The sequence below is a fragment of the Chryseobacterium sp. CP-77 genome (assembly GCF_036362765.1).
Classification (GTDB): Bacteria; Bacteroidota; Bacteroidia; order Flavobacteriales; family Weeksellaceae; genus Chryseobacterium; species Chryseobacterium cupriresistens.
The window spans coordinates 4428606-4441323 of the sequence record NZ_CP143637.1 but is presented as its reverse complement, the minus strand read 5'-3'; the positions used below and the strand labels follow the sequence as shown (position 1 = coordinate 4441323).

Annotated in this window: 10 protein-coding genes; 2 read left to right on the top strand and 8 right to left on the bottom strand. The window is 37.9% G+C overall.

Annotated elements, in window-relative coordinates:
• Positions 1–11: 11 nt before the first annotated feature.
• Positions 12–449, bottom strand: a complete 438-nt coding sequence (locus tag V0410_RS19945; protein WP_202843448.1) for an RNA-binding S4 domain-containing protein — start codon at positions 447–449, stop codon at positions 12–14.
• Between the two features lie 55 nt (positions 450–504).
• Between V0410_RS19945 and V0410_RS19940 the strand changes: the two genes are divergently transcribed.
• Entirely contained in the window at positions 505–1275 is a 771-nt protein-coding gene (locus V0410_RS19940) for a hypothetical protein (protein WP_330745364.1), read from the top strand.
• Positions 1276–1342: 67 nt separating this feature from the next.
• On the opposite strand, the gene V0410_RS19935 is transcribed toward V0410_RS19940, so the two are convergent.
• From V0410_RS19935 to V0410_RS19915, 5 genes are all read right to left on the bottom strand, one after another.
• Positions 1343–2860, bottom strand: a complete 1518-nt coding sequence (locus V0410_RS19935; RefSeq protein WP_330745363.1) for an FMN-binding glutamate synthase family protein — start codon at positions 2858–2860, stop codon at positions 1343–1345.
• A 54-nt stretch (positions 2861–2914) separates the two neighbouring features.
• The gene (mtaB, locus tag V0410_RS19930) at positions 2915–4261 is read right to left on the bottom strand and encodes a tRNA (N(6)-L-threonylcarbamoyladenosine(37)-C(2))-methylthiotransferase MtaB (protein WP_110009519.1); all 1347 of its coding nucleotides are present in this window, start codon (positions 4259–4261) and stop codon (positions 2915–2917) included.
• Positions 4262–4327: 66 nt separating this feature from the next.
• Positions 4328–4918, bottom strand: a complete 591-nt coding sequence (locus V0410_RS19925) for a DUF1572 family protein (protein WP_330745362.1) — start codon at positions 4916–4918, stop codon at positions 4328–4330.
• A gap of 84 nt (positions 4919–5002) precedes the next feature.
• Positions 5003–7105 carry a T9SS type B sorting domain-containing protein gene (locus tag V0410_RS19920; RefSeq protein ID WP_330745361.1) on the bottom strand — a complete coding sequence of 701 codons (2103 nt, stop codon included), beginning with the start codon at positions 7103–7105 and terminating at the stop codon, positions 5003–5005.
• A gap of 193 nt (positions 7106–7298) precedes the next feature.
• Positions 7299–8096 carry a hypothetical protein gene (locus tag V0410_RS19915; protein WP_330745360.1) on the bottom strand — a complete coding sequence of 266 codons (798 nt, stop codon included), beginning with the start codon at positions 8094–8096 and terminating at the stop codon, positions 7299–7301.
• A gap of 203 nt (positions 8097–8299) precedes the next feature.
• Here V0410_RS19915 and glgP point away from each other — a divergent pair, with 203 nt between their 5' ends.
• Positions 8300–9964, top strand: coding sequence for an alpha-glucan family phosphorylase (glgP, locus tag V0410_RS19910; protein ID WP_330745359.1), 1665 nt, complete (start codon positions 8300–8302; stop codon positions 9962–9964).
• 2 nt (positions 9965–9966) lie between these two features.
• On the opposite strand, the gene V0410_RS19905 is transcribed toward glgP, so the two are convergent.
• Positions 9967–11064: a formylglycine-generating enzyme family protein gene (locus V0410_RS19905; RefSeq protein WP_330745358.1), complete on the bottom strand. Its 1098-nt coding sequence runs from the start codon at positions 11062–11064 to the stop codon at positions 9967–9969.
• 43 nt (positions 11065–11107) lie between these two features.
• On the bottom strand, positions 11108–12709 hold the full coding sequence (locus tag V0410_RS19900; protein WP_330745357.1) for a sulfatase: 1602 nt from the start codon (positions 12707–12709) through the stop codon (positions 11108–11110).
• Positions 12710–12718 lie beyond the last annotated feature (9 nt).

Below are 12718 nucleotides of genomic sequence, written 5' to 3'. Positions count from 1 at the left end.
TTATTTTTATACTAATCTTCATCCTCACCTTCACCTCCGGTCTCACCAAAGAAATCATCCCAGTCTGTAAAATCGGAGTCGATATCATTGCCTACATATTCATCCATTTCTCTTCTGTCTTTTTTGGTAGGTCTTCCCTCTCCTTTGTTTCTGTAATAGTCCTGTGACATTTTACGAAGTTTCAGCAATTCGTATTGCTCTTTATCTGTGACGTCCTGAATGTGAAGAGGCACCAGCTTGGCTCCAATTCTGCTTTTAGGAATCTGAATTACCTTTATTTTATAATCAATCTGATTCTTACGGATTTTGATCGTATCTCCTTCTTTTACCTCTTTAGACGACTTTACGGCAGACGTTCCTATAGAAACTCTGTTCTTTTTAATCTCCTCTGCTGCAATACTTCTCGTCTTATAAAAACGAATGCTCCATAAAAATTTATCTATTCTCATATTTTTTTATACTTTTGCCGTTATATTATTTGTAAAGTAATTAAAGTTTTTTGAAATGAAAAAAATATTTTTATATATCCTTGCAGGATCTTTGTGTTTTTCTGCTTGTAAGAAAGATGATGATGTATCAACCTATGTAGAGCCGGAAGATGTTGCTACGCAAAATACGTATGATGATCAGGCCATTAAGAAATTCATGGATGAGAATTATCTGGATGCACAGGGTAATATAAAAGCTTTCAGTTCTACAGATACTGCGGATGATACTGAAAAGAAGCTTTCTGAACTGAGTCCCATAACACTACCTTCAGGAACCATTTACATTGTCAGAAGCGGAGCTCAGCCTACACCTGCTGATTCTGCAAAAACCATCGGAGATACTGATATTATTAAAATCATGGGAAGAGCATACTCTTACCTGGCAGTTAATTCTGACGGAAACACTTCATTTACATCAAAAGCTGCTTTCTTAAATACTATTGACGGAACAGGTGTTCCTGTTATTGATCCTACATATTATTATGTAAAAAGATCAATACTGGAAGCTGGTACTACTGATGCTGCAAAAAAAGCAAAATATTATCAAATCCCTGGGTTCAGAGAAGCTTTACAGAAATTTAAAGCATTTAATAATCTGAAAAATGAGACTCCTTATAACTTACAAGGAGTAATCATTGTTCCTTCCAGAGCTGCTTTTGCAAGAAACCCCCATTATCCATATTTAAATACCTCTTACAGAAATAAATCTTTTGTATTCAACTTTCAGATTTATGGACGAGAGGACAGACCAAGTGATGACAAACAAACACAGGAACAACAGCAATAAAATAAAAAATAATTATATAAAAAAACACCGTTATTCAAACGGTGTTTTTTTATGATGTAAACTGTAATTACGGTCTTGCTTTCTGTTTTACATTTCCTAAGATATCAGGGAAATAAAGGTCTGCAAGGTGATCAAACTCATCGCCTCTCATAAACATGGTGGCATCTACTTCTTCATAAGAGCTTCTTCCTGCAGCAGCAATTAATTCATTACAGGTATGGAGTGTATTTTTGTGGAAGTGATATACTCTTTCTGCCTTATCTGTTACATCCAATCCTTTAATAAGCATTTTATCCTGTGTAGCAACTCCTGTAGGGCAATTGTTGGAGTTACATCTCAAGGCCTGGATGCATCCTAAAGAGAACATAAACCCTCTGGCATTGTTACACATATCTGCTCCCATAGCAATGGCTCTCAGAATATCAAGACTGGTAAGAACTTTACCGCTGGCAATCACTCTTAATTTGCTTCTCAGGTTATAATTATTAAGGGTTCTGTTCACAAATATCAGAGCAGGCTCCAATGGCATCCCTACTCCATCTGAAAACTCCGGTGGTGCAGCTCCTGTTCCTCCTTCTGCTCCGTCTATAGTAATAAAGTCAGGATAAATTTTCAGAACATTCATCTGTACACAGATATCTTCAAATTCTTTGGTATCACCGATACAAAGTTTAAAACCAACCGGCTTTCCTCCGGAAAGGTCTCTTAATTGCTGTACAAACCTCAACAATCCGGCTGCATCAGAAAAAGCGCTGTGTGAGGGTGGTGAAATAACAGTCATTCCCGGTGTGACATGACGAATCGCTGCAATTTCCGGTGTATTTTTTACTCCCGGAAGCACTCCCCCATGTCCTGGTTTTGCTCCCTGTGATAATTTGATTTCAATCATTTTCACATTAGGAAGAGTGGAATATTTTGTAAATAATTCAGGATTGAATTTTCCCTCGCCGTCTCGACATCCGAAATACCCTGTTCCGATCTGCCAGCAAAGATCTCCTCCTTCCAGGTGATAAGGTGAAATCCCTCCTTCCCCTGTATTATGATAGAAGTTTCCTTTTTTTGCGCCTCTATTCAGTGAAATCTGTGCTCTGTCACTCAAGGCCCCGAAACTCATTGCTGAGATGTTAAATAAAGAAGCATGATAAGGCTGTGTACATTGTTCTCCTCCAACCCATACTCTCGGAAGTTCTTCTGATGGTGATTTTGCATAAATAGAATGCTTGATCCCTTCATACTTTCTGTGATTTACTTCCAGCTGCGTACCAAAAGCTACCGTATCGCTTAAATTTTTTGCACGTCTGTATACTGCAGAACGCTGGTTTCTTGGAAATGGCTTCCCATCTGTTTCCCTTTCAATAAAGTATTGCTGCATTTCGGGTGAAATACTTTCGAAAAAATACCTGAAGTATCCCAATACAGGAAAGTTCCTCAAAATAGCATGTTTCGATTGGTAAGCATTGTAAACACCCAATGCATAAATTGCGGATAACAGCGTAGGTATCCAATAATGCGCTCTGATCAGTATTGCTATAATCCATGTAGCAGCTACTAATACAATTCCCCAAGATAAAAACTTATCTCTCATGAATGTAGTATTTAAAAGTTTAAAAATAAATTTAGTAGAATTTTAGCAAAGAGCCTACGCTTTTGCTAAAAAATTTTGGTAAGAAGATTGCACAGAAACCGTGCCATCTGACAGGATTTTTTCTAAATTTAGAAATTCAATTTGATTTACGGATGCAGGATCAAAGTCTTTCTGAACTCTCACATAGTTTTCTGTGAAGCCGAACATTTTCCCGTCTTTATTTTCGTGCTCCCAAAGAACAGGCAGCGTTTTTCCCAATTGGGTCTGATAAAATGCCATTTTCTTCTTTTCAGAAAGAATTCTCAGCATTTTATTACGTTTTTTTCTTTCCGCTACGGGAACTACTCCGTCCATAGCAGCAGCTTCCGTATTTTCTCTTTCAGAATAGGTAAATACGTGAAGGTAAGTGATAGGAAGTTCATTAAGGAAATTATAGGTTTCCATAAATCTTTCTTCTGTTTCTCCCGGGAATCCTACAATAACATCTACTCCGATAGCTGCATCAGGCATTACCTCGCGGATTTTGTTTACTCTGTCGTTATACAGTTTGGTTAGGTAACGACGTTTCATCTTTTTCAAGAGATCATCGCTTCCGGATTGTAACGGGATGTGAAAATGCGGAACAAAGCTTTTGCTTTTAGAAACCAGTTCAATACTTTCATCTTTCAAAAGATTAGGTTCGATGGAAGATATACGGATTCTTTCTATTCCTTCTACTTTATCAAGCTCTGAAATAAGATCAAGAAAGGTATGTTCGTGTTTTTTATTTCCAAATTCCCCTTTACCGTAATCACCGATATTTACTCCTGTAAGAACAATTTCTTTGATGTCTTTTGCAGCGATTTCCGTGGCGTTTCTGAGAACATTTTCGATCGTATCAGAACGTGAAATTCCTCTGGCTAATGGAATGGTACAGTAAGTACATTTGTAATCACAGCCATCCTGTACTTTCAGAAAAGCTCTGGTTCTGTCCCCTATAGAATAACTTCCGATAAAGAAATCGGTTTCTTCAATTTCACATGAGTGAACTACACCTTCACTTTCAGATTTCTCCAAATCGTCAAGGTAGCTCAGAATATTGAATTTTTCTTTTGCTCCTAAAACCAGGTCAACTCCTTCAATCTGTGAAATTTCTTCAGGTTTTAACTGTGCATAACATCCAACAATTACCACCAGTCCTTCCGGATTGGCTTTCATTGCTCTTTTCACGTGAAGTTTACATTCACGGTCAGCATTTTCTGTCACCGAACAGGTATTGATAACATAGACATTGGCTTTTTCATCAAAACTTACCTTCTCATAACCTGCATCTGTTAATTGACGGGCAATAGTAGATGTTTCTGCAAAATTTAATTTGCAGCCCAGTGTATGAAACGCGGCAGTTCTGTGAAAAGTAGACATTTGTTACTCCTGAATTTTATGGGTGCAAAGATAGTAATTTTAATAAGAACTCAAGATTGATTCAATCTATTGTTTATATTCGTCTCTAACTTCGGGGCTGTTTTGAAAGCAGACGGGCGACGAATTGGGTGCCGGATCCTGACCTGAAAATTTGGTTTTCATTTCTGTATTAAATTCCTGAGACCGGTTTCTGGCAATAGAAAGTGTATTCCAATTTTCATTCTTTATCATTTTAGCGATATAAACAATTTGCCCGATGTGGTAAGGATAATGAGCCAATTGACGGAGAACTGCATCAATAACCGGATGTGCTTCTCCCCTGATATATGTTGTTGAGTAGAGATTTTCCTCATTTATTTTATCAATAGCATCAAAAAAGCATTCCCAACCCTGTTCCCAAAAATCAAGAACCTGTTGTTTAGTTGTAAAAGTATTGACAAATTCTCCGTCACGGTTACGCCAGGATTTCTCACCATCTTCGGTAAGGAAATTAGTCCATCGTGAAAGCATATTTCCTGCAAGATGTTTCACAATCACAGCAATAGAATTACTTTCTTCATTATACTGCCAGAACATCTGCTCATCTGTTAACTGTTCAAAGGTTTTATCACCAAGCGATTTATAATACTCAAAGCGTTTTACAAACAGGTCTTTCATTCTTTCTATTTTATTTCCTAATTTAATAACTTTTAAAACTAAAAACCACCTCAATTGAAGTGGTTTTTTCTATCTGTTTTATTATTATTCTCTGTTTTTCACCAGAACCCAGCCTGTATATTTAATGGCCGTATTCTTTTTATCATTTTCATTCCATGTGATAGAATACCAGTATGTACCTGTAGGTACTCTTCTTCCACCTTGGGTTCCATCCCATTTGTAGCCGTTGGATCGGTCTGCCTGGAAGATTTTATTTCCATAACGGTCAAAAATATTCATGATCAGATTTTGTTTCCCGGCCAGGGCTGAATAATCAATCATATCATTGATTCCATCTGCATTAGGAGTTATCACGTTGATCAAATTAGGGACAACAATTCCAATTTCTATCGGATCACAGTCATAAGCATCTTTTACATATACTTTATGATCTCCTCTGGAAAGGTTACTGAAAACATTGGAATCCTGCCAGATGATATTATCAATTGAATATTTATAAGCAGGAGTTCCACCTATTACGGATACTGTGATTGTGTTGTTCGAAATATCAATCCCGGAAACAACCGGCTGCTCGGAAGGAAGCACTTTTACCGTTTGTGTTGTCACACATTCTCCTGTTTTAAGTTTTACCCAATATACTCCTATTCCTGCCTTAATGGTTTGTGTAGTAGCTCCTGTACTCCACTCATAACTTTTAAATCCGGGTCCTGCATCCAGCGTAGTCTGGTCTTCTGCACAAATAGTCACATCTTTAAGTTTATCAGAATAGACAGGCGGAATAACGATCAAAGTAACTTTAGCCACATTATAACAACCCTGAGCATTAGAAACCCTTATGTACACAAAACCATTGGGTGCAATGTAATTATTAGGATTCAGGATTTCATTGGTCTGATTAACAGCATCTGTCAATGAAGGATAATATTTTTTTGTCGGATTGGTCTGCCCGGTTACTGAAGCATTGACAAGATTGAAAGAAGCGGTGGCTGGGCTGGATTCGATGAAGCACGATCTCAAAGTTGTTTCATTCACGACTACAACGGGATAAAATTTCAACGTAATCTGTGCCACTGCAGTACAGCCAAATTCCGATACTACTTTTACGTAAATAATCCCTTCTGCAGACACAAATGCCATTGGGTTGGTAATCTCGTTGGTTCCGGCATTGAGATCCGCCATTGTAGGATAATATTTCTTAGTAACATTAGGGTTTGCAATAACATTTGCCGTGGTTAAATCAAATAAAGCTGTCCCTGCATTATTATTGTTACACTGGGTCAACGTTGCGTTTGTAGCTGTGATGGAACCATTTTTAAATTTAAATGTTCCAACCTGCTTACATTTGTTGAGCGGATTAGATGCATTAGCCGGATCGGTATAATTGATACTGTAATAATAGACCGTTGTTGTATTGACTGTAATAGGAGCTGTAATAGGGTTATTCCCCGTTAAGGCATCATTCTGACTCAGATGATAACTTACTCCAAAGTTTTGATTTCCATTAAGAATTCCGGAGGATAATGTAGAAAAATCAAATAAAGCTGTAACAGAGCATATTACCACTTCCCGTGGGTCTGCAGGATTCGCTGCAGGAATGCCCGGAGGAATAAATGGCTGGGTCTGAATAGCCGGATCTGTAAATGGTGAAGCCAGTGTGGCAGTTCCTCCCCATGTCAAAGAAAACGGAGCGGTTGTAGAGCTGGTACTGCTTACCCAGTTGTCGATAAACAAATAATAAGTCTGTCCCGGTAAAACATCAAGATATCTGCAATAAGGAGTCAGGGAACCTCCTGCAGCGCTTAGAAGCGTGCTTGTCATATTCAATCCTGTAGCAGGCCCGGGTCCGATAACTGTTGCAGCATTACAACGGATTGGTGATCCTAAATTTCCACAGTTTACATTAGGACCAAAAATCGCCCAGTCATAATCGGCATCAGGATTATTCGGGACAAGGTCGAAGGTAAGTGTACCTCCTGTAGCGATTGTAATTTTATACCAGATTGAGTTGTGTTCTCCCGTAAAATCTATACAGCTTCCGGAGTTGACCAATTCCTTAATATTACCATATCCGGTAGGGCTATATGTGATATTTGAGTTTCCGCAAACGGAAAGTGCAGTAGCACAGTCAGCCTGGGCATAGAAAGTATGAGAGAGACATAGAAGTATGAAAAGTAAAAGTTTCCTCATAGATTTAATGTTTTTATGGTTATATCAGTTACACATTGCATTGATAATCAATACACATCAAATATAACCTTATTTTAATTAAAAACAATAAAATCTAAACAATTTTAAACTATTACAAATTAAAACATAGAATAATTTAAAATAATCCACATTATATCAAATTATACAGCAAATAATCAAATATACATCCTATTTATTTTATACTTGTAATATTTCCACAAAGATTTTCCAGGTGAAATATTTTATGGAAAGGGCTTTTTACTTCTTTCAGATGTTCCTTATCCTGAATGAAGGTATATCTTGAGGCAATAGAATTCATATCGGAAACAATCACCAGCCAGCATTCATCTACTGAGGTGTCATAATAAGGGAATTTTTCGTTCTTCTTTTCAATAAGTTCCAGAATCTTTTCGGAGCACAGTTCATCAAATAAATTCATGCTGTACTCATGGGTGATAAAGACATTTCTGCGGTGAAAAGATTTCCTCAGACTTTTTACACAGCCTACAGGCTTATTTTTTTTAATGCTTTTATAAATACTGATAACGTTTTCCTGTTGTACTTCCAGATTATCAAATTTGGTTGCCGGGTGGAATTCCAAAAAATAAACACCACGATATTTCGTAGTGTCTTCCTGTTCTAATACTATTTCTGCCTGACGGAACATCTTGTTTAAAGTGCTTTCCACTTTTTTCATTTCCAGATGGTTGATTACTTCGGTCAGTTCTATTCCGATTTTTTTGTCGTTCAGTTTGGCGATAAAGTCCGGACTCTCGCAGGTAAGGTTTTCAAATTTCACTTCGGGAAAATGATGCATAAAAGAGTTGAGAAGAAGAATCTCGGATTTCTTTCTGTATTTTTCACGGTCGTGCAGCGGAGATTCGTCTATGGTACGGTGATACTTCTCTATGGGCTTTTTTTTCAAATGCCTGTTCAGGTAATATAAACTCAGATTCTTGATCAGATCTTCATCAGAAAATGTCTTTTTCATGTGTGATTTTTTTATTTAATTAAAGAACACATGCAGCCATTGGCTTTCATCATTAAAAGTTTTTGATAATCAAAAATTTACACTCTTAAAGATAAGCAAAAAAATAATTCAACACTTAGTTTTTAATTAATTTATCGATTAATTAATGTAAAGTTTATTTTCATAATTAATACCTTTGCCTTTTTAAACACAAACCCACATTTATGGATTTCAGGAATTTCAGAATACCTTACACGATTAATCCTCAATATTCAAAAAAAGCCGTTTATTTCTCAATGGAATTTGCTCTTGAGCAGGTACTTAAAATATATTCTGGAGGACTTGGCTTTCTGGCAGGATCTCATATGAGAAGTGCCTATAACTTTAAGCAGGATCTTATTGGAATCGGTATCCTATGGAAATTTGGTTATTATGACCAGGCAAGAAACCACGATCAGACTTTACAACCTGTATGGACGAGAAAGATGTACAGTTTTCTTGAGGATACAGGAATAAAATTTCAAATCGAAATCCACAGTGCTCCGGTTTGGGTAAAAGTATGGTACCTTGATCCCGAAATCTTCAATACGGCACCCATGTTTTTCCTTTCTACAGATGTTCCGGAAAATGATCATGTTTCCAAAACAATCTGTCACAAATTGTATGATGCGAATGAATCTACAAAACTTGCTCAATATATTTTATTGGGGAAAGGAGGAGCCAAGCTACTGGATGAAATGAACATTGAGAGAGAAGTTTACCATCTTAACGAAGCCCATGGGCTTCCGGCAGCTTTTTATCTCCTGAGAAAATATAACGGAGATCTGAATAAAGTTAAAGAAAAACTGGTTTTCACCACTCACACTCCTGAAGAAGCAGGTAATGAAAAGCACAGCTTCAGATTATGTTACGACATGTCCTATTTTTCAGGATACAGCATGGAAGAAGTGAAAAAGATTGAAGGATCTGATGATGACCGTTTCAATCATTCTCTATGTGCATTGAGAATGGCAAGAATGGCCAATGGGGTTTCCCAGCTTCATGGGGTTGTTTCCAGAGCCATGTGGAATAAATATCCGGGAATCTGTGAAATCACGTCTATCACCAATGCTCAGGAATTTAAATACTGGTATGATAAACCTTTATACAATGCAAAAGATGAAAACGACGCAACCGTTTTTGATTTCCGTAAGAAATATCTGAAGAAAAAACTGTTCAGCATTGTTGCAGATCAGACAGGAAATTTATTTAATCCTAATGTCTTTACCATGGTATGGGCCAGAAGATTTGCCGGCTACAAGAGGGCAGAACTTCTTCTACATGACAAAGAAAGATTCTACAGACTTCTGAACAACCCAAAATATCCGGTACAGATTATCTGGGCAGGAAAACCTTACCCAATGGACTACTCTGCTATTTCTACGTTCAACACGCTGGTAGAAGAAAGTAAAAATCATAAAAATATGGCTGTTCTTACGGGTTATGAACTTTCTTTAAGCAAGTCTTTAAAACAGGGCTCTGATGTATGGCTTAATAACCCAAGGGTTCCAAGGGAAGCTTCAGGAACTTCCGGTATGACGGCTGCCATGAACGGATCTGTCAATTTATCTACAGATGACGGCTGGATCCCGGAATTTGCCAAACATGGAGAAAACTCCTTCGTAGTGCCCAAAGCAGATTATCTGAATATGAGTATTTACGAACAGGATAATTATGATTTAAATAAGTTGTATGAAATTCTTGAAAATGAAATTCTTCCCACCTATTACGACCGTCCTGATGAATGGAGAAAAATCCAGCACAATGCAATGGATGATGTAAAAGATCATTTCAACAGTGACAGAATGGCGGATGAATACTACAGAATCCTCTATAATAATCAAAAATAGAATTAATGAGCAATGTCTTGAACACACCTGAATCCGGTATGTTCAAGACTTGTATCAGGACTGCTTTTCATACGCCGGGCCACCCTGTATCCACTGCAGTAGCTATCATTGCATAAAAAACTCCCTCCACGAAGACTGCGTTTAACACTATAAGGTTCCTGAGGGTCATAAGATCTGTCAGCACCCTGAGGATTCAGAACCAGCCTGCCTTCCTGTTTTTGATAGTAATCATAATTGTATAAATCGCTGCACCATTCCCAAACATTTCCAGCCATATCATACAATCCATATCCATTGGCTTTAAATGATTGTACAGGGGCAAGGGTACCATAGCCGTCTTTCTTTTCATTAAAATACGGAAACTTTCCTTCCCAGCTGTTTGCTTTAGGAATCCCTTTATTGATGGGTTCATTGCCCCACGGATAGATATTATTTTTTAATCCGCCCCGGGCTGCAAATTCCCATTCTGCTTCTGTGGGCAAACGTTTACCTGACCATTTACAATAGGCCTGCGCATCATCCCAGCTTATATGCACTACCGGATAATTGTCTTTTCCTTCAATATTGCTTGCCGGCCCCTGCGGGTGTTTCCAGCTCGCACCTTTTACCCATATCCACCATTGGCTGAAATCATTCAGATTCACAGGCTTGGTTGTCGGTTTAAACACCAATGAAGCAGCTACCAATAAACTATCCGGAGGTTTTGGAGTACCCTTGGGCAGATTCTTTTTTAATTCGTTCCAATCTGGTTTCCGTTCTGCTGTTGTGATATAGCCTGTAGCATTTACAAATTTACAGAACTGGGCATTCGTTACTTCCGTTATATCCATATAAAATGGAGAAACCTTTACTCTGTGTTTAGGGTATTCGTCTGGATCAGCCTGGCTGTTATCACCTCCCATATCAAATTCTCCTCCAGGAATTAATACCATTCCTTCCAGAGAAATTTTCCCATTAAAACTGACATGAGAAGAATCCAAAGTATTCCATCGTTTTGGTACATTCATGCAAGTGTGTCCTGGCTTATTTCCCACAGGTTCCACAATTTTATTTTTATGACAGGAACTTACAAAACTTAATATTCCTGTACAAATCATCATCTTTATGAGGGTAAACATCATTTTTGTCTGAATATTTACAGTTTTATGATTTCGGTTTACTGTATCTCCATCCTTTTTTCAACTGTAAGGAAAGTTGACCGACTAATTTTTTGGATGACACTTCTTCAGCAATATTTACATTTTCATCAGGATCATTTTTATGGTCGTAAAGTTCTCTGGCCAGATAATCTCCGGGCTTTTCAGTATCTTTATTCCATTCGAACCATTCTACATACCGGTACCGGTCGGTACGGATAGCATATCCCATTCTTTCTACATTTTGCACACCTCTCGTTTTTACTCCGAATCTTCCTAATAAAAACTGGCTGTAGACTGCTGCTTTCCACTTACGTTCAGGATCCGAAAGCAAAGGTTTCATACTGGTTCCCTGGAGATAATCGGGAATTTTTATTCCGCTCATATCACATAAAGTAGGGTAAATATCAACAAACTCCGTTAGAGCATTGCTGGATTTTCCTTTTGCTTTTACTCCTGCCCCGCTGATAATAAGCGGCACTCTGGTATCAATCTCGTAGTTGCTCTGTTTGCACCAGCTGTTATGCTCTCCCAGTTTCCAGCCATGGTCTCCCCACAATACAATAATTGTATTTTCACTCAGTCCTGATTCATCAAGAGCTTTTAACAACCTTCCTATCTGGGCATCTGTATAAGAGACAGACGCATAATATGCATGGAGAAGTTCTCTTTGCTTTTCCACATCATAAGGTTTTTCCGATGGTAAAGGCAGGTCTGATCTGTCTGTATAAGCTCTCAGTTCACTGTCACCATGTACGGCAAATTCCGGAGCATTTTCAGGCATGAATTGATTTTTCGCAAGCGGTATATCGTTTCTGTTATACAAATCCCAGTATTTTTTAGGAGCGTTAAATGGCAAATGTGGACGGTAATAACCTACTGAAAAAAAGAAAGGCTTATCTTTTCCTTTTAATTCTTTCAGCTTTTGAATGGCCATGGTTGTTTGCGCTCCATCATAATAGGCATCATCATCAACGTCGGCCATTTCAACAGAATTCGCCTTTGTATAGATAAATCCATAAACATCCGGTTTTCCTTTTCCTATTTTCTGAAGGGCAAGTTCCTTTTCTTTCTGAATCTGCTTGTTTTTCTCCAGTTGATACACAGCATCAGGATCGAAGGGATATCCGTTTACATGAAGTTCTTCATTCCAGGATTTACCATCAGGTAAAGTGTTATGAAAGGTTTTTCCGATTCCTACGGTATAATACCCGTTATTTTTGAATACCTGCGGAAGAGTGATCACATCCGGCAGGTTTTTCCTGAAATCTGTCTGAAGATCCCATACACGAACAGAATCAGGTCTCAAACCAGTCAGAAGGCTTGCCCTCGAAGGGTTGCATACAGCCTGCTGGCAGTATGCTCTATTAAAAACGACTCCTTTTGCTGCAAGCTTGTCCATATTAGGCGTTTTTATAACTGTGTTTCCATAGCAGCCCATTTCAGGTCTTAAATCATCAATAGGAATAAACAGGATATTGGGTCTTGTTTGCCTGATAGTGGTCCTTTTTGGTTTAGGATTGGCTTTATTGAAATTTTCACCTCTTACCGCTATGCAGTTACAAATCAATATAATGAATAGTATTTTTAAAAAATTGAAATTCTTCATGAGATATAC